Origin of the sequence: Faecalibacterium sp. OM04-11BH, from assembly GCF_003482185.1 — a bacterium.
GTDB classification, from domain to species: Bacteria; Bacillota; Clostridia; order Oscillospirales; family Ruminococcaceae; genus Faecalibacterium; species Faecalibacterium tardum.
Window position 1 is genome coordinate 193,161 of the sequence record NZ_QULS01000002.1, and the last position, 18,529, is coordinate 211,689.

Annotated in this window: 21 protein-coding genes; 7 read left to right on the plus strand and 14 right to left on the minus strand. The window is 57.6% G+C overall.

Features of this window, described 5'->3' with window-relative positions; all coding sequences use genetic code 11:
* Nucleotide 1: 1 nt before the first annotated feature.
* The 5 genes from DXB44_RS02705 to DXB44_RS02725 all read right to left on the minus strand — a co-directional run bounded on the left by DXB44_RS02705 (nt 2) and on the right by DXB44_RS02725 (nt 5,606).
* Nucleotides 2-814, minus strand: coding sequence for a hypothetical protein (locus DXB44_RS02705; protein WP_118657644.1), 813 nt, complete (start codon nt 812-814; stop codon nt 2-4).
* Nucleotides 815-849: 35 nt separating this feature from the next.
* Nucleotides 850-1,521, minus strand: coding sequence for a deoxynucleoside kinase (locus DXB44_RS02710; RefSeq protein ID WP_005926082.1), 672 nt, complete (start codon nt 1,519-1,521; stop codon nt 850-852).
* A complete protein-coding gene (thyX, locus tag DXB44_RS02715; protein WP_118657645.1) occupies nt 1,518-2,297 on the minus strand; it encodes an FAD-dependent thymidylate synthase in 780 nt (259 codons plus the stop codon). The genes DXB44_RS02710 and thyX overlap by 4 nt, the downstream gene beginning before the upstream one ends.
* Before the next feature lie 4 nt (nt 2,298-2,301).
* A complete protein-coding gene (locus DXB44_RS02720; RefSeq protein WP_118657646.1) occupies nt 2,302-4,980 on the minus strand; it encodes a UvrD-helicase domain-containing protein in 2,679 nt (892 codons plus the stop codon).
* Between the two features lie 83 nt (nt 4,981-5,063).
* Nucleotides 5,064-5,606 (minus strand): GNAT family N-acetyltransferase, encoded by a 543-nt coding sequence (locus DXB44_RS02725; RefSeq protein ID WP_118657647.1) that lies wholly within the window; start codon nt 5,604-5,606, stop codon nt 5,064-5,066.
* Nucleotides 5,607-5,781: 175 nt separating this feature from the next.
* On the opposite strand from DXB44_RS02725, the gene DXB44_RS02730 reads away from it, so the two are divergent.
* The 3 genes from DXB44_RS02730 to DXB44_RS02740 are packed head-to-tail and all read left to right on the plus strand — an operon-like array spanning nt 5,782 to nt 7,935.
* Complete coding sequence (locus tag DXB44_RS02730) at nt 5,782-6,537, plus strand: GntR family transcriptional regulator (RefSeq protein WP_118657648.1); 756 nt, start codon at nt 5,782-5,784, stop codon at nt 6,535-6,537.
* Nucleotides 6,538-6,554: 17 nt separating this feature from the next.
* Complete coding sequence (gene pyrB, locus DXB44_RS02735) at nt 6,555-7,496, plus strand: aspartate carbamoyltransferase (protein WP_055184493.1); 942 nt, start codon at nt 6,555-6,557, stop codon at nt 7,494-7,496.
* A gap of 1 nt (nt 7,497) precedes the next feature.
* Nucleotides 7,498-7,935, plus strand: coding sequence for an aspartate carbamoyltransferase regulatory subunit (locus tag DXB44_RS02740; RefSeq protein ID WP_005926098.1), 438 nt, complete (start codon nt 7,498-7,500; stop codon nt 7,933-7,935).
* Nucleotides 7,936-8,587: 652 nt separating this feature from the next.
* Here the strand turns inward: DXB44_RS02740 and DXB44_RS02745 are convergent.
* The 9 genes from DXB44_RS02745 to DXB44_RS02785 all read right to left on the minus strand — a co-directional run bounded on the left by DXB44_RS02745 (nt 8,588) and on the right by DXB44_RS02785 (nt 16,426).
* A complete protein-coding gene (locus tag DXB44_RS02745; RefSeq protein WP_118657649.1) occupies nt 8,588-9,880 on the minus strand; it encodes a GHKL domain-containing protein in 1,293 nt (430 codons plus the stop codon).
* Nucleotides 9,873-10,595 (minus strand): LytTR family DNA-binding domain-containing protein, encoded by a 723-nt coding sequence (locus DXB44_RS02750; protein ID WP_118657650.1) that lies wholly within the window; start codon nt 10,593-10,595, stop codon nt 9,873-9,875. The genes DXB44_RS02745 and DXB44_RS02750 overlap by 8 nt, the downstream gene beginning before the upstream one ends.
* Nucleotides 10,596-10,932: 337 nt before the next feature.
* The gene (locus tag DXB44_RS02755) at nt 10,933-12,303 is read right to left on the minus strand and encodes a sodium-dependent transporter (RefSeq protein ID WP_118657651.1); all 1,371 of its coding nucleotides are present in this window, start codon (nt 12,301-12,303) and stop codon (nt 10,933-10,935) included.
* A gap of 14 nt (nt 12,304-12,317) precedes the next feature.
* A complete protein-coding gene (locus DXB44_RS02760; protein ID WP_118657652.1) occupies nt 12,318-13,145 on the minus strand; it encodes a pseudouridine synthase in 828 nt (275 codons plus the stop codon).
* A gap of 130 nt (nt 13,146-13,275) precedes the next feature.
* The gene (ytfJ, locus tag DXB44_RS02765; RefSeq protein WP_118657653.1) at nt 13,276-13,680 is read right to left on the minus strand and encodes a GerW family sporulation protein; all 405 of its coding nucleotides are present in this window, start codon (nt 13,678-13,680) and stop codon (nt 13,276-13,278) included.
* An 80-nt stretch (nt 13,681-13,760) separates the two neighbouring features.
* A complete protein-coding gene (locus tag DXB44_RS02770; protein WP_118657654.1) occupies nt 13,761-14,489 on the minus strand; it encodes a DUF2953 domain-containing protein in 729 nt (242 codons plus the stop codon).
* Nucleotides 14,490-14,492: 3 nt separating this feature from the next.
* Nucleotides 14,493-15,038 carry an SMC-Scp complex subunit ScpB gene (gene scpB / locus DXB44_RS02775; protein WP_118657655.1) on the minus strand — a complete coding sequence of 182 codons (546 nt, stop codon included), beginning with the start codon at nt 15,036-15,038 and terminating at the stop codon, nt 14,493-14,495.
* Nucleotides 15,035-15,757: a ScpA family protein gene (locus DXB44_RS02780; protein WP_118657656.1), complete on the minus strand. Its 723-nt coding sequence runs from the start codon at nt 15,755-15,757 to the stop codon at nt 15,035-15,037. Before DXB44_RS02780 ends, scpB begins: the two co-directional genes overlap by 4 nt.
* On the minus strand, nt 15,758-16,426 hold the full coding sequence (locus tag DXB44_RS02785) for a site-2 protease family protein (RefSeq protein ID WP_118657657.1): 669 nt from the start codon (nt 16,424-16,426) through the stop codon (nt 15,758-15,760).
* A gap of 193 nt (nt 16,427-16,619) precedes the next feature.
* On the opposite strand from DXB44_RS02785, the gene rpmB reads away from it, so the two are divergent.
* The 4 genes from rpmB (at nt 16,620) to DXB44_RS02805 (ending at nt 18,524) form a co-directional block, all read left to right on the plus strand.
* A complete protein-coding gene (rpmB, locus tag DXB44_RS02790; protein ID WP_080545321.1) occupies nt 16,620-16,808 on the plus strand; it encodes a 50S ribosomal protein L28 in 189 nt (62 codons plus the stop codon).
* Between the two features lie 69 nt (nt 16,809-16,877).
* Nucleotides 16,878-17,054 carry a DUF4250 domain-containing protein gene (locus DXB44_RS02795; RefSeq protein WP_070101979.1) on the plus strand — a complete coding sequence of 59 codons (177 nt, stop codon included), beginning with the start codon at nt 16,878-16,880 and terminating at the stop codon, nt 17,052-17,054.
* Between the two features lie 79 nt (nt 17,055-17,133).
* The gene (locus tag DXB44_RS02800) at nt 17,134-17,892 is read left to right on the plus strand and encodes an alpha/beta hydrolase-fold protein (RefSeq protein WP_118657658.1); all 759 of its coding nucleotides are present in this window, start codon (nt 17,134-17,136) and stop codon (nt 17,890-17,892) included.
* Between the two features lie 269 nt (nt 17,893-18,161).
* Entirely contained in the window at nt 18,162-18,524 is a 363-nt protein-coding gene (locus tag DXB44_RS02805) for a metal-sensing transcriptional repressor (RefSeq protein WP_118657659.1), read from the plus strand.
* Nucleotides 18,525-18,529 lie beyond the last annotated feature (5 nt).

The window sequence follows — 18,529 nt, forward strand, 5'->3', positions numbered from 1 at the left end:
CTTAGTTTTCCAGCATCAGGCGCATGTAGCTTTCGCTCACGTCAAAGGGCTCTGCGTCAAAGCGGATCATACCGTATTCCTGCCGGGTACCCTCGCCCAGAAACAGCGGCTGGGCAGCACCTACCGTGATGACTGCCTTTTCCACGATGACTTCCTTCTCGCGGGCGGCTTCCATCAGGATCTCGGCGGCGCGGTCGCTGTCGGCCATCATCTCCACAAAATACAGGGTATCCTCCTTGCGGAAGTAGATGCCGTAGCCATGTTCGTTGGACACGATGGTAGCGCCCCGGGCGTACAGCTCCTGCAACACCACCGCCATGCGTTCCGGGCTCAGCTGCACGGTATCCTTCCAGAACTGTTCCCGCAGCTCGCACAGCTTTTTGGCTGTCACCGTGTCAAATTCCGCCTGGCTCCACAGGTTGCGGCTCACCTCACGAGGCAGGCAACGCAGGGCAAAAGCCTTTGCAAAGCCTTTATCCTGCAGCAGAGCGGCCTGTGCTGCGTCTGCCGGGACTGCCACGGTAAAGCCTGCGCCCCGCAGCTTTTGCTGGGCACACAGGGTATCCAGCAGACCCGCCAGCAGCAGACTGCCCTCACCGCACAGGCACAGGTAATTACCCACCCGCCCCTGCAGGGTGACCGGCACGGCCAGCGCAGCCGCCACGATGGCGTCGTTTTCGTCGGCCACATAAATGTTCTGCACACCGGCAAAACGTTCCAGTACCATTTTTGCAAAATCTTCGGTATCATGATGTTGGCTCTGCCACAAAGCCAGCACTGCCGCCTCGTCGGACGGCTGCATCAGACGATACATCGTTCAGGATGCCCCCTCTTATCGTATTTTATTGTTCAGCCCAGTGTTTTCCGGGCAAGCTGCTGTACCTCTTGCTGGATCTCTTCAATACTGCGCATGGCGTCCCCGCTGGTGCAGTGCACGGTATCCCAGCCAAGATGCCGGGCGCAGAACTCGGCAGCGGCGCGGCTGCGCGCCAGATAGGCAGTATCTTTCTCGTGCACGTCCTTTTTGCTTTCGTCGCCGTGGTAGCGCTGGGTCATCAGCCGCTGGCTGACCGCCGGGTCTACCTGTAAATAGATGACCCTGTCCGGTGCGGGCAGCCCCAGCAGACGGAACTCGTAATCAAACAGCCAGTGCAGATATTCCTCCCACTGCTCCTGCGGAAGCTTCGAGCACTGGTGCACCGCGTTGGAGGTGGTGTATCGATCAGCGATGATCACACCGCCCTGCTCATAAAAGCTGCCCCAGCTGGTTTTATAGCTGGCATAGCGGTCCACCGCGTAAAAGCTGGAAGCCGCATAGGCGTTTACATCGTCCGGGTGCTGGCCGAACTGCCCTGCCAGATACATCTTGACCAGCGCGCTGGAATCGCTGGCATAATCCGGGAAGGTGATCTTCTGCACCGGCACGCCCTGCGCGGCAAGGTGCTCTGCCAAGAGCTTTGCCTGTGTGGCTTTGCCGCTGCCGTCCAGCCCTTCCAGCACGATGAGTTTTCCCTTGCTCATACAACGACACCTTCTTTAATGACGGCATATTTTGCGCGCACCTCCGCGGTCTTACCGCAGCACATCTTGCCCTCCGGGCAGGGGCCGCACAGGCAGGCAGGGCCGGCCTTGGCAAAGATATGGGGTGCCACCGGGTAAACCAGCGTGAACATTTTTTCAGCCAGTTCCCGGATCTCCCACTGGGCGCGGTTGCAGCAGCGCAGCTGGAAGAAGTTCATCAGGCTGCGGGCGTTCATAGTGACCACCATTTTGGTCTCGCAAGCGTTGGGCAGCACAAAGCGGGCGTCCTCGTTGGCCTGTTTAGAAGCCTTGGCGCGCGCCTGCTTTTCCGGCATTCCCTCGGCCATCAGGCGGGCGGTGTGCCCCTCCTCCAGCTTATGGGCAAGGTCGAGATAACGCTGGGCATCCTCCTCCATACTGGCAAGGAAAGCGGCCTTTGCTTCCGGGATAGCCTCGATCTCCGGGGGCGTCACATAGCGGAAATCATCCAGACGCACATAGCGCTGGCTCTGCACGCTGAAGGACGCGATGCGGTGCCGGGTGATCTGGGCAAGCAGGGTACGGCTGACCCCCTCGATGCCAAAGGTAAAGCTGGCGTGCTCAATGGGGCTGGCATGGCCAAGGTCACTGAGCATGGTCAGGAATTTTGCAGTTTTTTCCTCGTCCAGCCCGTCCAGAAGGTCGGTGATGTGGGCGTCGGAATAGCAGAGCTTTGCAGCAGCCGCCACCACCTTTTCCGGTTCCGGGGTGTGGGCGATCAAACGAACAGTCATCATAGGGTCATTCTTCCTCCATAATCTTGGTCAGGGGCGCAAAATTGGCCATCGTTTTCTTGATGCCCACTTTTTCAAAGTTGATCTCCACGATCTGATCCCCGGCAGCGGGCTTTACCTTCAGCACTGTGCCGCGGCCAAATACTTTGTGCTCCACGATGTCACCCGGTTCATAGTGCTTTGCGCCAGAAGCTGCCGGTTTTACGGCAGAATTTGCCGTAAAGGTTGTTTGCTTTACAGCGTTTTTTGCCGAATTTTCGTTGGAATATGCAGTTCCAAAGCCACTGCTTCTGGTGGTCGGCTGGGTAGAGCTGTTGCCATAGTGACTGCCAAAACCAGAGGAAGTGGTGCTTCTTCCACCGTAAGAGGAGCCAAAACCACGGCTTTCACCGGCGTTATATTCCCGGTTCAGGTAGCCGCTGCGGTTATTTGCGCTGTAACCGCTGCCATAACCGCCGCCGTAGCTGCTGCGGCTGTAACCGGAGGGGCCGGAGTAACCGGATGCCCCGCCGGGCACGGTATCGCTATAACTGCTGCCCCAGCCGCCCATACGGGAACGCTGTTCCAACACCGGACTGCGGGTCTCCTCTATATATTCCGGCTCGATCTCCCGCAGAAAGCGGCTGGGCTCGTTGCGCTGGGTGCGGCCATACAGCATCCGGGTGACGCTGTTGGAGATGTACAGCTCCTTTTTGGCGCGGGTGATGCCAACGTAAGCCAGACGGCGCTCCTCTTCCAGATCTGCCTCGGAGTACTTGCTCATCTCGCTGGGGAAAACGCCCTCTTCCATGCCGATGAGGAACACATAAGGGAACTCCAAACCCTTGGCCGAGTGAATGGTCATCAGCACCACCTGATCGCTACTTTCGTTGTAGCTGTCGATATCGCTGATGAGGGCGATATCCTCCAGATAGCCCTCCAACGTGGCTTCCTCGCCGTGCTGGTCGCAATAATTTTTGACGTTGTTTACCAGCTGGCCAAGGTTCTGCAGCCGGTCGGCGGCATCCTCGTGCCCCTTGGCGGCGTCTGCCTCCAGCATGGCTTTATAGCCGGTCAGCTCGATGACATCCGAGGCAAACTCGTCCAGTGTGCGGGTTGCAAGAGAATCCTGCAGGCGCTGGTAGATCTGCCAGAACTTGAGCAGCGGCATCACCGCGCGGGAAAGCTTCGCGTACTGGTCGGCATGGCTGATGATATCCAGCATACTGACCCCCTGCTGCCCGGCAAGGTCTGCAATAACGTCCACGGTGGTGGCACCGATCTTGCGGGCGGGCTCATTGATGATGCGGCGCAGCCGCACATCGTCCCGGGGATTGGCCACGATGGACATATAAGAGTGGATGTCCTTGACCTCCTTGCGGTCGTTGAAGCGCTGCCCGCCCACGATCTTATGCGGGATGCCCGCGCGGGTGAAGTAGCTTTCGATGGGGGCAGACTGGGCGTTCATGCGGTAGAGAATGGCGTGGTCTGCCAGATGCCCGCCCGCTTTCAGGTGCTGGCCGATGACATCCGCGATATGGCTGGCTTCGTCCTGCTCATTCTCGGCGGTATACACCTGTACCTTATCGCCCTCGCCGTTGTCCGTCCACAAGGTCTTGCCCTTGCGCTCGGTGTTGTGCTGGATGACGCAGTTGGCTGCGTTGAGGATGTTGGAGGTGGAGCGGTAGTTCTGCTCCAAACGGATCGTCTTGGTACCGGGATAGAGCTTTTCAAAATTGAGAATGTTCTCAATGGTAGCGCCGCGGAAGCGGTAGATGCTCTGGTCGTCATCGCCCACAACGCAGATGTTGCGCTCCGGCCCGGTGAGCAGGCTGACCAGACGGAACTGTGCCACGCTGGTATCCTGATACTCGTCCACCAGCAGGTAGCGGTACTTGTTCTGGTAGAATTCCCGCACGTCCGGGTGTTCAGCCAGCAGCTGCACCGTCTGGTAGATGAGGTCGTCAAAATCGAACGCACCGGCCTCTTTCAGCTTTTTCTCGTAAGCTGCGTAGATGCGGGCGGTCTGGGTGCTCTTCACGTCTCTGGCGTGGTCTGCAAGGGCCTGCTCCGGGCTGACCAACTGATCCTTCCAGCGGCTCATCTGGTTGATGGCAGCTTTGATGGGCAGAAATTTATCGTCGATGCTCAGCTCTTTATACACCGTTTTCATCACACGCTGGGCATCGTCTGTATCATAGATGGTAAAGCTGCGGGGGTAGCCGATCTCTTCGGCCCAGCGGCGCAGAATACGCACACAGGCCGAGTGGAAGGTGGAGGCGAACACTTCGTCTCCTTCCTCGCCGCCCAGCATCCGGCGCAGGCGTTCCTTCAGCTCCCCTGCCGCCTTGTTGGTAAAGGTAATGGCCATCACGTTCCAGCTGCGCACCGCGTTGCGGCGCAGCATCCCGTCCAGCCAGCTGGGGGCATCCGTACCAGTCATGATGGCGGTACGCAGAGCCTTGACGTCCTCCTCGGTCACCGGGCGGGGCGTTTCCTTGGAGCCGTGCGCCGAGCCGAACCGGATGAGGTTGGCGATGCGGTTGACCAGCACAGTGGTCTTGCCGCTACCGGCACCGGCAAGGATGAGCAGCGGGCCATCTGTGGTAAACACAGCCTGCCGCTGCATATCGTTCAGGCGGCCGAATTGCTTTTCAATGTAAGTATCACGCAGGGTGCAGAATTCCTGCCCGAGAGATGCTGCCATGGTTTCACCTGTTTCCTTCGCTGTTATTCATACCGTATAGTATAACACATTTCAAAAAGGTTGTACACCAAAACTGCATAGAGTTACAGCTGCTTTTCCAGCAGATAGCGGTCGTAGCCACCGTACATCTCCCGGCGGCAGCGGATGACAAAGCCGGAAGCCTGTGCGTTGTGCAGGCTGTAACTGTTATCCGGGCTGACGGTAGCCCCCAGATGGGTGATCTGCAGGGGCAGCAGCGGCAGAGCCGCCTGCAGCATAGCGCGCTGCAAGCCGTTGCCCCGCCAATCCGGGTGCACTACTGCGCTGTCTGCGTTGGCCCAGTGCTGCCACTGACTTTGCGGTACGCCCAGAAAGGCAGCGTAGTTTTCACTGCTCTGCCCGCACAGGCGCAGGATGAGGTATGCCCCCAGCCGCCTTTGCTGCCACGCACCGATACATATCCCGGTGCGCAGATAGCCGGTAATGTTTTCCAGCGTGTCCGGCACGAACTGCTCCGGGTGCGGCATGGCGGCGCGCACTTCGTTTTGCAGCGCGAACACCGCCGGTACTTCGACAGGGGTGCAGCGCCGCAGGGTGACAGCCTGCCGGGCGGGCTTGCCGCATACTTTTTGCAGAAAATAGTCCATCTGTACTATGCCCTCCAAAATAAAATCGTACTTTTCAGCAGATTCCAGTATAAATGACGCTTTTCTAAATGTCAAATTATGCTATAATAGGAGAGAAGGGGCTGTGGAGGAATCCTCCTTGCCCGTTTGTATGAAGTTCGGGGCGGCTTGCCGCCCGGAAACGGAGGAACCATCCATGAAAGATCCCGCACTGGCATCGTCCAGCCGTCTGGGCGGCGCTGTGATCAGCGACCGTGTTGTTGCAAGCCTGCTGGAGGAGCTGTCCAACGGGCGCTATGCCCAAGCCGACCGTCTGCCCGCCGAGGTAGACCTTGCCACCGAGCTGGGGGTAAGCCGCACCGTGATCCGTGACGCGCTGAGCGAGATGGAGCGCGCCGGTTATGTGGAGCGAGTGCGCGGCATTGGTACGGTAGTGAACCGCGCTGTGCTGGGGCTGCGCAGCCGCCTGGACCAGAAGCTGGAGTACTACCCGCTGATCCGCAGCTTTGGCAGCTACCCCCATGCCGACGGCATTCAGGTGATGCTTCTTCGTGCAGGCGAGGAGATGGCGCATGCGCTGGCGCTGGAAGTTGGTGAAGAGGTGATCTGCATCAAAAAGCGCATCCTTGCCGACACCACCCCGGTGATCTACTCCATCGACTACCTGCCCCGCAGCCTGTTCGGCAACCGAGACTACACCCGTATCGACCTGACCGGCGACATCTTTGAAATTTTGGAGCAGGAGTGCCACCAGCAGATCTCTTCCAACGTGGCGCACCTGAAAGCCAGCTGCGGCGACGAAGCCATCCGTGCAGCCATGCGGCTTGCCCCGGGCGAGGCCATGCTGCTGCTGGACGAAGTGTGTTTCAATCGTTTGTGCAGGCCGGTGATGCGCTCGCTGAGCTACTACACGAACTTTTTTGATTTTTCCATTTTACGCAAACTGCTTTAAAAGGAGGTATCCTATCTATGCGTCATCTGATCGATCCTTTGGATCTCACCCAGCAGGAGATCACGCAGCTGCTTGATCTTGCCGACCGTATCTGCGCCGACCCTGCCGCCTATCAGGAGGTAGCCAACCACAAAAAGCTGGCTACCTTGTTTTACGAGCCCTCCACCCGCACCCGCCTGTCCTTTGAGGCGGCTATGCTGAACTTAGGCGGTCATGTGCTGGGCTTCCCCAGCGAGAACGTGTCCAGCGCCACCAAGGGCGAGAGCGTGGCTGACACCATCCGGGTGGTGTCCTGCTATGCCGATATCGTTGCCATGCGCCATCCCAAGGAGGGCGCACCGCTGCGTGCTTCCCGCTATTCCCGCATTCCAGTGATCAACGCCGGTGACGGCGGCCACCAGCACCCCACCCAGACCCTGACCGACCTGATGACCATCCGCCGCCGCATGGGCAGGCTGGATGATCTGACCATTGGTCTGTGCGGCGATCTGAAGTTCGGCCGCACCGTCCACTCCCTGCTCAAGACCATGGCACGCTGCAAGAACGTCCGCTTTGTGCTGATCAGCCCGGAGGAACTGCGGGTGCCGGATTATATCATCAACGACGTGCTGGAGGCCAACGGCATCCCCTACAAGGAGACCCGCAGTCTGGAGGAATCCATGCCGGAGCTGGATATCCTGTATATGACCCGCGTGCAGAAGGAGCGCTTCTTCAACGAGGAGGACTATATCCGCCTGAAGAACAGCTATGTGCTGACCCGCGAAAAGATGGCGCAGGCCAAGCCCACCATGGCGGTGCTGCACCCCCTGCCCCGTGTGAACGAGATCGCACTGGATGTGGACGATGACCCCCGCGCCGCTTATTTTGAACAGGTGCAGAACGGCGTTTACGTCCGTATGGCACTAATCATGACCCTGCTGGGGCTTGCAGACCCCAAGGCACCGAAGGAGGAGAACTGATATGTTGAATATTGACGAGATTCAGAATGGTATTGTTATCGACCACATCAAGGCAGGTACTGCTGTTGGTCTGATGGATCTGCTGGGCATTGCGGGCAACCGCACTGCCAGCGTGGCACTGATCCAGAACGCACGCAGCAAAAAGACGGCCAGCGGCCGCAAGGATATCATCAAGGTAGAGGGCGACGCCTCGTGGCTGAACCTGGATGTGCTGGCCTATTTGGACCCGAACATCAGCGTGACCATTATTGAAAACGGCAAGGCTGTCCGCAAGGAGCAGCCCAAGCCCCCCAAGCGTCTGGTGAACATTGTGCGGTGCAAGAATCCCCGCTGCATCTCCAGCATTGAAGAGGAGTGCGACCAGATCTTTGAGCTGAGCTCCAATGGCAAGTACCGCTGCATCTACTGCGAGCAGGAGCTGCAGGTAAAGCCGGAGTAACTGCGCTTTTTACGATTTTAAATGCGCTCTGCTTCGCTCTGCGCATAGTTTAAGGAATTGCATTTTAGTTTTGCAGCTCAGCCAAGCCTGCGGGCTTGGCTGAGCTGCTTTTTCACGGGAGGGACGCAGAGGGAAACCGCAGCTGCCGCGCTGGTTTTCTACCGAAACAGTCGCGCGGCTGGTCGACTTTCTGCTGACTGGCAGATATGATGATTTAATAGATAAAAAGGACTGCTATACTGGGCAAAACCCATGTACAGCAGTCCTTTTTTGTGCAAAAGAAAACTGACGGAACTCTTTGCAGCGCACGAGACTCCGGTTTGCCTACGCCATTCCCATACAGCAAACAAAACCGGAATTGCGACGCATCGAGAAACTTTATCGACTGCAACCCCCAAAAGGCCCGCCGCAGAAAGTCCCGTCAGCAAGGCACTGTGCATTTCTGCACAGCCCAAAAAAGCAAAGGTAGGCAGCCCGCTTACACGCACCGCAGACTGTTTTTCCATCCAGCAACAAAGCTCTTAAAAAGAAGGGTGTTACCCTCCCACCGCAACGTGACAATGTCCGCACGGAAGGCTTCCTTTACCTGCTTTAGTATAGCAGAGTTACGCTTCTGTTGCACAAAAATTGTCATATTCTGACGGTACAGATGTCATGAATTGTCGGTGGGCACCGCACAGGTAAAGCGGAACCAATTGTCCCGGCAGCTCAGGGTATACTCCGCACCGTGGCGCAGCAGAACGTCCCGCACGTTGGAAAGCCCCATGCCGTGGCCGGGCTCTTTGCGGGTGGTGCGGGGCAACTGCCCATCCGGCGGCAGCTCCACATCCCGTTGCACCCGATTGCGCACCGAGAGAAGGTATTCCTCCTCCGTTTTTCGCACCCGCACATACACCTCCGGTGGGTATGCCTGCGCTGCGGCACAGATGGCGTTATCCAGCAGATTTGCCAGCACGGTGACCATATCCACCCCGCTCAAGGGAAAATCCCGCAGGTCGCAAAGGTCAAAATACACGCTTACGCCCTGCCGGGCGGCTTCCTCGTACTTGCGAGTCAGGATGGAGTCCAACAGCGGGTTGTGGGTGTCCATAATGGTGGTGCTGGCCGCCACAGCCTTATCCACACCGGCAATATAGTCCTGTGCACCGGCCACATCTCCCTGTGCCAGCAAGGCACGCAGCGCACTGATGTGGTTGGTGAACTCATGGGTCAGACGGCGCTGGGCGGTATAGGAATCCAGCAGAGCCGAGGCTCGCTGCTGCTCCAGCTCGGCCTGAAAATGCAGGCTGCGCCGCTGCATGACCTGATCATTGAACATCGCCACGATACACAGATGCACCATGACAGCCACCGTAAGCCCCACTGTCATCCCCATTGTGGCCATGGTGGCCCTTTTGTTGTTATCTGTGAGCATGAGCAGGATGTTCAGCACCACGACCACACCCGGAAAAAAGCTCATGGTCAGCGCCTGCAAAGGCTCCAGCGCATTGTATCTGCGCCACTTGCCCACAAAGAACGATACCCCGGTGCTGACTACCAGATTTGCGAATGACATTATGATCAGACAATCTGCGCGCTGGATGACCTGCTGTAGCTCACATTTCAGCACCCACGATATGACATACCGCACACTGTTTTCAACCAACAGGCACATGGTGCCGTTGATCAGACAGGCGGTAAATTTCTGCCCCGGTGTGCCGCCAAACAGCATAACTGTGATGAACAGAAAAAGAAGCGTGTAAACCACTGCCATCGGCGTAAAAAAGCCATGGTTGCGCACGACCGAGAGGGTCATTGTGAGCACGGTTATAATGCAGGACCACACCAGCGGGTGCTTTACCCTGCCCTTGCCAAGGTAAGCATATTCAACCATGATAAAGCCGAGCCATTGGGTCATGCAGACCCAGTGGCCGTACATATACCAGCGCCAGAATTCTTCATTCATCGCCGAACTGCCCCTTCCATTCCAGCCATGCGCTGCGGATAGCCGGAAAATCCTGTCGGCTTGCGTTCAGTTCTACCCCACTGCGCAGTTCTACCTTATAGTTGCGGATGGAACGCACATATTGCAGATTGACCACATCGCTGCGCCCTACCTGCAAAAAACCGTTTTCGTACAGCATGGCGGGCAGATCAGCGATTTTGCCGTAAAAGGTGCAGATGGGCTGGTGCGGGATATCGCCGTAGACGTTGATCTGCCGCAGATCACTTTCCAGATAATAGATCTGGTCGAGAGGTATCTCGCTGGTGGTACGGTTGTGGCGCACCTCCAGCGTCTTTTTAGGGTCGGTCATGCCGGCAAAGATATCCTCCAGACAGCTGGGCAGCTGGGCGGCAATATCGCGCTTGAGTAGGTAACGGTAGGCGTTGACCGTGTAGCCCTGCGGGGCAAATTCCAGATAAGCCGAGATGTACACCAGCACGATATCCGGGGCGACCTGCCGCAGCTTGCGCCCCAGCGCAATGCCGTCGGTTGTTTTCAGGTCTACATCCAGAAACGCCAGCTGGTAGTGCCCCAGCTCTGGGGTGGCCAGCAGCTGCTCACCGCTGGTGCAGACAGTGCTCTGCACCTGAATTTCCCGGGCGCGGAACCATTCCGAGATGTACTCGTCCATCTGCGCAGCGAACGCCGCATCGTCGTCACAGATAAGAATGTGCATGGGGTGTTTCCTCCTTTTGAATACAAAAAAGCATATAGCAGTGTTCCCCGCCGGGAGAAGCACTGTATATGCTTTTATATTACACTTGTGCCGCCCGTTCGTCAATCAAAGGCGGAGCAGACGCATGGAAATCAATTTTCCGACTAAAGGCTTCCCCCGGTCGGGGGAAGCTGTCACCGAAGGTGACTGATGAGGGCGCAGGTAAGCAGCAGCTTACGGGTAATTACCCCTCATCCGTCATTGCTGACGCAATGCCACCTTCCCCCCAAGGGGTGAAGGCTTTTGCTCTGGGTCAAACCTCAAAAGTTGATTTCCATGGAGCAGACGCCGGGATCACTTATGCAAGAAATTTGTCGTAAAGGCCAAACGCAAAGATGAACACCACGATGAGCGGCAGCACATAGGTCAGGTAGCCGCGCATCCAGTCCTGCACCTTGAGCCCCTCGCCGGTGTTGACCTCTTTTTTGTAGTTCTGCCAGCCCCAGCCGTAGCGGGTAACACAGAACAGCAGATACACCAAGCTGCCCAACGGCAGAAAGAGGTTGCTGACCAGAAAATCCTCTACATCCAGCACAGCACCGCCGAATACCGCAAAGCCATCCCATGCCCACAGGTTATAGCCCAGCACACAGGGCATGGACAGCAGGATGATGAGCACGAGATTCACCAGACTGGACTTTTTGCGGCTGCATCCGGTCAGCTCCATGCCGCAGCAGATGATATTTTCAAACACTGCCAGCACGGTGGACGTGGCTGCAAAGGCCATAAACAAAAAGAACAGGCTGCCCCACAGCCGCCCCATGGACATATTGGCAAAAATATTGGGCAGGGTGATAAAAATCAGGCTGGGGCCGCTGGTCTGGTCTACATGGTAGGTAAAGCAGGCCGGGAAGATGATCAATCCGGCGGTGATGGCTACGAAGGTATCCAGCACCACGATACGGACAGACTCGCCCAGCAGGGAGTGTTCCTTGCCGATATAGCTGCCAAAAATGGACATAGCACCGATGCCAAGGCTCAGGGTGAAGAAGGCCTGATTCATGGCGGAGACCAGCGTGTTGACCACGCCCACCTCCTGCATCCGGGCAAAGTCCGGCACAAGGAAGAAGGAAAGACCCTCTTTTGCCCCGGGCATGAACAGGCTGTTGACAGCCAGCACCACCATAATGAGAAGCAGGGCAATCATCATGCCCTTAGTCACGCGCTCCAGACCGCTTTGCAGACCCTTGGCGCACACCAGAATGCTCACTACCACCACAAATACCATCCAGAAGGTCATAGTAGCGGGGCTGGCCAGCATTTCGGTAAACTTACCGGCCACCTGCTCGGCGTCGAGCCCTGCCAGCTTTCCGGTGGCAGTCATGTAGAAATAGTGCAGCATCCAGCCCGCTACGGTGGTGTAGAACATCATCAGCAGGTAACAGCCGATGAGGGTAAAGTAGCCGTGGATGTGCCACTTCTGCCCCGGCTTTTCCAGTGCCTGATACGCCCGCACCGGGCTTTTGCGGGAGGCGCGCCCCACGGCAAACTCCATGGTCATGATGGGCAGACCCAGAATGACCAGAAAAATCAGGTAGAATAGCACAAAGGCACCGCCGCCGCCCTGACCGGCAATATACGGGAACTTCCATACGTTGCCGATGCCGATGGCACAGCCTGCGGAAAGCAGAATAAAGCCCAGACGGGATTTCAGAGTTTCTCGTTCCATGATCCGATAACTCCTTACTTCTGCTTCCGGGGTGCGTTTTTGCCCACGGGGCCGCGGGGACGGCGCTCGGCAGCCTTGGACTGCTGGACAGCAGAGCGGGTCTGTGCACGACCCTTGACCGCTGCGGCGCGCAGAGCGTTCACCTCGGCCTTGGTCAGCTCGCGGTAGGTACCGGGCTTGAGCATTCCCAGCTTGACCACACCCTCAGCGTTGCGCTTTAGACGCACCACCTCAAGACCCACGCTCTCGCACATCCGGCGGATCTCGCGGTTCTTGCCCTCTTTCAGGGTCATTTCCATCACGGTGCGGCCGGGCTCATCGGTGACCACGTTGATGGCGCAGGGCATGGTCTTGGTGCCGTCGTCCAGCACGACGCCGCTGCTCAGCTTGAGGATGGTGGCTTCATCGGCGCGGGGCTGCACGGTAACGCGGTACAGCTTGGAGATGCCGCCGGATGGATGGGTAACGGCCTGTGCAAAGGCACCGTCGTTGGTCATCAGCAGCAGACCCTCGCTGTCCTTATCCAGACGCCCCACCGGGTACAGGCGGGCGGGGATGTCGCTGACCAAGTCCATCACGGTCTTGCGGCCTAACTCGTCGCTAGCGGTGGTTACATAGCCACGGGGCTTGTACAGCGCCAGATAATACAGCTGCTGGTTCTTCTGGATGTAGATGCGCTCGTCATCCACATGGAGCACGTCACGGTTGGGGTCCATCTTGTCGCCCACCTTGACCGGGTGGCCGTTCACCTTGACGCGGCCCTCGGCAATGATCTGCTCGGCGGCGCGGCGGGAGCACAGACCCTGCTCGGCCATGATCTTCTGAATACGTTCTTCTGCCATAATATTACTCCTTGTGCGCCTCACGGCGCTCAAAACGCGCACCGCTCCCCTGCTTTTGCGGGGCACGGTGCGCGGCTATATAAACCGCAGGCCAAAAGGTCTGCGGCTGCGGCTTGATTTGTGTAAAGGGTTACTCTGCCTTGGGCTCCTCTGCGGGTGCCTTATCGCCCTTTTTGACCAGCGTGGTGAGCTTTTCCACCAGCTCGGGCAGCATGGTCAGGGCGCGGTCGATGCTGTTGGAGCTATCCGACAGCTGGATGGTGCGCACGCAGCCATCCTTGATGACCAGAAATGCCACCGGCTGGATGTTGACACCGGCACCGGAGCCGCCGCCGAACAGATCCTTGTTGGCAGCGTTCTTGCCGTTAAAATCGGTACCGCCGGAAGCGAAGCCGAAGCTCACCTTGGACACCGGCAGAATGGTGATGCCGTCCTCGGTGGTGATGGGCTTGCCGATGATGGTGTTGGAGTCCACCATCTGGTGGATCTTTTCCATTGTAACGTTCATCAGACCCTGAATAGGATGCTCTGCCATAAAAACAACTCTCCTTTATTCATCCGTACAGACGTTCGCCCGCCGGAAAGCATTCTGATATAGATTTAGTGTACCACACTTTATATAAAGATGTCCAATACTTTTTTGCGCCAGAACTCGTACAGCACACGCACGGCGGCAATGACGATGAACAGCGCCTGTGCGCTGACACGGAAGGACACCTTGTCCTGCACAGTGGGCTGGGCGCTGCCAAAGTCCGGCAGGACACGCAGCTGATCAAATTCCAGAAAGAAAAAGCGATCCAGCACGCCAAGGGTCGGGTACAGCCACGCTTGCAGCTTGCCGTAATTGCGGGCAGCTTCAGCGGGGTCGTCCCCGCGCACGCCAAAACAGACCGAGATCTTTGTAAAGCGGATGGCGCCAAACACTGCCCGTAGCAGCGTACCCACGCCCCGCAGCATGGTGCAGATCACATCCAGCGTGATCTTTGCTTTTTGGCGGGGCGGCTTTTCCGCTTTGGGCTTTGCGGGCTGCGCAGCCTTTTTTTCAGCTTTTTTGCGCTTGCGCTCCGCACGCCAAGTGCGGAATTTTGCTTTCAGTCTGCCGGTAAAGCCCTTGGGCTCCTCCGGCTGGGCGGGAGGTTCCGGCTTTGGGTATTGGAACACCGGAAAAGTGATGCCCAGTGCCCCGGCTTTTACGGTAAGCGTATCGTTTTGCCAGCAGACATCCGCACAGAAGGGGCACAGCAGCAACAGCGCCGCCAGCACCAGAATGATCAGCAGCAGGATGCCCACCACCTTGAGGATGAACAGCAGACAAGCGCCCACTGCGGAAAGAACCATGACCATGGGTCAACCCTCACTTTCGGTCGGATCATCTGCCGGTGTATCGCTGTGCACCGGCGGCAGGTCTGCCAGACTGGACAGACCGAACACACGCAAAAATGTATCGGTGGTGCGGAAGCTGACCGGACGACCCGGCAGGTCCAGACGACCGGCTTCCTCGATCAGACCTTTTTCCAGCAGGCCGGACACGCTGGAGGAGGAGTCCACGCCGCGCACCTGCTCGATAAAGGCGCGGGACACCGGCTGGTTGTAGGCGATGACGGTCAAGGTCTCCATAGCCGCAGGGCCAAGCGGCACAGCGCGGCGGCTGTCCAGCACGCGGCGTACACAGTCCGCCCACTGGGTCTTGGTGGCAAGTTGCCACCGGGTATTGAGATGCAGTAGGCACAGACCGCTGTCCTCCCGCTGGTAGCGGGTGTGCAGGGCTTCCAGCGCGGTCTCTACGGTAGACTGCGGCAGCTGCACCGCCTGTGCCAGCTTATCGGCAGCTATGGGGTCGCCGCAGGCAAAAAGCATAGCCTCCACGGCGGCAAGGGTTTGTTTCTGGTTCATGGGTTCTCCTTATTGCGTTCCGGGCGGGTACGGCGCATGGTCAACTCTCCCCTGTCGTCCAGCGCGATGCGTCCGCCGCGCACCAGCTCCAGCAGCGCCAGAAAGGTAGCTACGTTGGTGCTGCGGCTCTGGCTGCGGGAAAACAGCTGTTCCATCTTTGCCACGGTACCGCCCAGCATCCGGCGCAGGATATACACCACCCGGCTGGTGACCGACACCATAGGCGCGGTGACCAGCGGCTCAAACTGCTGCTGGGTGGGCACACGGCGGGTCTTGGTGCGTCCCGCCAGCGCCTGCCAGTAGTCCGCAAGCATCTGCGGGGCATGGTGCAGCGCGTAGGTGTTGTCCAGCTCCATCTCCATAGGACGGCGCACGAACACCGGGGCGGCTTCTCCTTTTGCGCGCAGCAAAGCCGCCATGCGGCGGCACTGGTCGTACTCGATCAGCTGACCGGTGAGTTCTTGCTTCATGCGCTCGCCCTCTTCGCTGCGGGGCAATAGCAGAAAGCTTTTCATCTCCACCAGATGCGCCGCCATCTCAATGAAGGCGCTGGCAGTCTCGGGATTGGGGTCGGCCTGCTCCACGGTGCGGGTGTACTGGTCGATGAGCTGCAAAATAGGGATATTATGCAAGTCCATTTTATGTTTGGCCACCAGCGCCAGCAATAATTCCAGCGGGCCGTCAAAATCTTCCAGATGGAAGGTCAATTCCTCTGCCACTCAGATCACCGCCCCAAGGCTGCTTGCATAAACGGCGTAGGCGATCTTATCAATATACCCGGTGCCTGCGCCCAAAAGCGACCACACCACGTTATTCAGGTAGTACAGCGGCACATCCAGAAAGCCGCCCCACACCGCTGCCAGCATGACGATCATAATATATTTTTCGTACCGCATCAGACCAAAGTAGATGCGCTGCGGCAGCACCACCAGCAGAATGCGGCTGCCGTCCAGCGGCGGCACGGGAATGAGGTTGAACACCGCAAGGCTCACGTTCATCAGCACCAGAGAGCGTAGGAACATGGCAATATAAATGATAGCGTTATTGACCGGTGCCCAGTAGTACAGCACCTTCCATGCCACCATGCCAAGGTAGGCCAGCAAAAGGTTTGCCACAGGGCCGGCCAGCGCCGTAAGCGCCATACCCCACTTGGGGTTTTTGAAGTTGCGGGGGTTGGTGGACACAGGCTTTGCCCAGCCCACGCCCGCGAACACCATGCACAGCGTGCCCAGCAGGTCAAAGTGGGCAAAGGGGTTCAGCGAAAGACGCCCTTCACGTTTGGCGGTGGCATCGCCCAGCAGCCATGCTGCCAGCGCATGGCCAGCCTCATGGAACGGAATGGCCACCAGCGCCACCAGTGCGCGGATGATAATTGCCTGTGCGGTCATGTAAATCTCCTGTCAAAACGAATTTCTTCCTTTATAATACTATTTTTTTGTGCCCTGCACAAGCCCCACAGAACCGGGAATGCAAAAAGCTGCAAGAAATTTAAAAAAAGACTTGCTTTTTCTTTGTATCTCTGGTAAAATAGTCAAGCTGATTATTTTGATTCCATACTTCACTGTAGGAGGTGCAATTACCATGGCTAAGTGTGAATGCTGCGGCAAGGGTGTTACCTTTGGTATTAAGGTTTCTCACTCTCATCGCCGTTCCAACCGTACCTGGAAGCCGAATGTCCGTCGTGTCAAGGCGGTCGTGGAGGGCTCTCCCAAGTATGTCTACGCATGCTCCCGTTGCCTGCGCGCTGGCAAAGTTACCCGCGCTGTCTAATTTGGTGTATGTGGCCGGTCACTTTGTCGAGTGGCCGGCTTTTTTATTTGCCGCAAGGAGAGGAATAAAATGTCTTTGCCTGTTGATCCCATCATGCTACTGAGCGTGGTGAACCTGAAACTGCGGGATCAGTATAAGGATCTCGATGCGCTGTGCGAAGATCTGGAGGCCGACAAGGCCGGTCTGTGCACAAAGCTGCACGCTGTGGGCTACGATTACGACCCGCAGCGCAACCAGTTTGTCTGATTATAGCTTCCAAATCCGGCACCGGTGCGCAGCGACTGTGCCCGAGCCGGTGAATGATAAAATAAGGAGTGCTTGATTTATGATCCAGGGTACCTATTACAAAGAGTGGAGCACGGTTCTTGGCCGTGAGATGGAGTTTAAAGTGTACGGCCATGCCGGTGTGCCGGTGCTGGCACTGCCCGCCCGCGGCGGCCGTTTTTACGACTGGGAGAATAATGGGATGCCCGATGCCATTGCCCAGCTGCTGAACGAGGGCAAGGTGCAGCTGTTCTGCGCGGATGCCGTGGACAGCGAGGGCCTTTTGAACGGTGATCTGCCCCAGCGCCGCCGTGCCGAGCTGCAGGAGAAGTATTTCGTCTACCTGACCGCTGAGCTGGCTCCCCGCATTCTGACCCTGAACAACGCCAAAAAGGGTACCCGGATCTGGACTGCCGGTGTGGATTTGGGTGCTTATCACGCTGTCCACTGCCGTCTGCGCCGTCCTGCCCTGTTTGCAGGTGCTGTGGGCATGGGCGGCATCTACGACCTGACCCGTTTCTGGGGCACCGACAGCGACGACATGGTGCTGCGCTGCTCTCCCCTTGCCTATCTGCAGGAGAACGGCATTGCCAACAAGCTGGCATTGACCAAGGCAGAAGAGAACTGCCTGATCCTCTGTGCCGGTCAGGGTGCCTACGAGGGCGATGCACTGGACGACACACAGGCATTGGCTGATCTGCTGAAGGATCAGGGTATGCCCGCACATCTGGAGATCTGGGGCGGTGACGTCTCCCACGACTGGTACTGGTGGGGCAAGATGTGGAGTCTGTTTGCACCGCGCATTCTGGAAGTAAAGTAAGAATTTTTAACGAGGGAAAGCCTGCGGGGCTTCCCTCGTTTTCTTATATGCAGCGGTTTTGAATGGTCTCCGCGTGTGCTCTGGCCATGTTCAGAGGTATTTTACTTTTAAATTTATGGTTCAGAAACACCTGCGGCGTTTCTGAACCATTTTTTGTTTGCAGCACCATTTATTCTTGATTTCCTACTTGAATTGTCGGATATTATGTGCTATACTGCTGTTGCAAGAAAATATACCCCATGGGGGTTTACGAAAGGAGCGATTCCGATATGGAAGAGACCAAAAAGCACTGTTGCTGCTGCGTTGATACGCCGGAAGCGGACGCTGCGGCAGATACTGCTGTCCCCTGCTGCTGCCGCCACAAGGAGCGCAGCCAAGAGGAATACAAAGCTCTGCTCAACCGCCTGAACCGCATTGAAGGACAGGTACGCGGCATCCGCGGGATGCTGGAAAAGGACGCCTACTGCGTGGATATTCTGGTTCAGGTGGCCGCAGCAAACGCGGCGCTGAACAGCTTTTCCCGGGAATTGCTGGCGCAGCACATCGGCAGCTGCGTGGCGGACGACCTGCGTGCCGGCAGCGACGAAAAACTGGAAGAACTGCTCCGGCTGCTGCCCAAGCTGATGAAATGACCGCC

Bases quoted from the DNA above. Each gene is read 5' to 3' on its own strand.
- DXB44_RS02705 (WP_118657644.1), bottom strand. From the start codon at position 814: ATGTATCGTCTGATGCAGCCGTCCGACGAGGCGGCAGTGCTGGCTTTG.
- DXB44_RS02805 (WP_118657659.1), top strand. From the start codon at position 18,162: ATGGAAGAGACCAAAAAGCACTGTTGCTGCTGCGTTGATACGCCGGAA.
- DXB44_RS02760 (WP_118657652.1), bottom strand. From the start codon at position 13,145: ATGGCAGAAGAACGTATTCAGAAGATCATGGCCGAGCAGGGTCTGTGC.
- DXB44_RS02800 (WP_118657658.1), top strand. From the start codon at position 17,134: ATGATCCAGGGTACCTATTACAAAGAGTGGAGCACGGTTCTTGGCCGT.
- DXB44_RS02770 (WP_118657654.1), bottom strand. From the start codon at position 14,489: ATGGTCATGGTTCTTTCCGCAGTGGGCGCTTGTCTGCTGTTCATCCTC.
- ytfJ (WP_118657653.1), bottom strand. From the start codon at position 13,680: ATGGCAGAGCATCCTATTCAGGGTCTGATGAACGTTACAATGGAAAAG.
- DXB44_RS02745 (WP_118657649.1), bottom strand. From the start codon at position 9,880: ATGAATGAAGAATTCTGGCGCTGGTATATGTACGGCCACTGGGTCTGC.
- rpmB (WP_080545321.1), top strand. From the start codon at position 16,620: ATGGCTAAGTGTGAATGCTGCGGCAAGGGTGTTACCTTTGGTATTAAG.
- DXB44_RS02730 (WP_118657648.1), top strand. From the start codon at position 5,782: ATGAAAGATCCCGCACTGGCATCGTCCAGCCGTCTGGGCGGCGCTGTG.
- DXB44_RS02785 (WP_118657657.1), bottom strand. From the start codon at position 16,426: ATGACCGCACAGGCAATTATCATCCGCGCACTGGTGGCGCTGGTGGCC.
- pyrB (WP_055184493.1), top strand. From the start codon at position 6,555: ATGCGTCATCTGATCGATCCTTTGGATCTCACCCAGCAGGAGATCACG.
- DXB44_RS02755 (WP_118657651.1), bottom strand. From the start codon at position 12,303: ATGGAACGAGAAACTCTGAAATCCCGTCTGGGCTTTATTCTGCTTTCC.
- DXB44_RS02750 (WP_118657650.1), bottom strand. From the start codon at position 10,595: ATGCACATTCTTATCTGTGACGACGATGCGGCGTTCGCTGCGCAGATG.
- DXB44_RS02720 (WP_118657646.1), bottom strand. From the start codon at position 4,980: ATGGCAGCATCTCTCGGGCAGGAATTCTGCACCCTGCGTGATACTTAC.
- DXB44_RS02795 (WP_070101979.1), top strand. From the start codon at position 16,878: ATGTCTTTGCCTGTTGATCCCATCATGCTACTGAGCGTGGTGAACCTG.
- DXB44_RS02740 (WP_005926098.1), top strand. From the start codon at position 7,498: ATGTTGAATATTGACGAGATTCAGAATGGTATTGTTATCGACCACATC.
- DXB44_RS02710 (WP_005926082.1), bottom strand. From the start codon at position 1,521: ATGAGCAAGGGAAAACTCATCGTGCTGGAAGGGCTGGACGGCAGCGGC.
- DXB44_RS02725 (WP_118657647.1), bottom strand. From the start codon at position 5,606: ATGGACTATTTTCTGCAAAAAGTATGCGGCAAGCCCGCCCGGCAGGCT.
- thyX (WP_118657645.1), bottom strand. From the start codon at position 2,297: ATGATGACTGTTCGTTTGATCGCCCACACCCCGGAACCGGAAAAGGTG.
- scpB (WP_118657655.1), bottom strand. From the start codon at position 15,038: ATGAACCAGAAACAAACCCTTGCCGCCGTGGAGGCTATGCTTTTTGCC.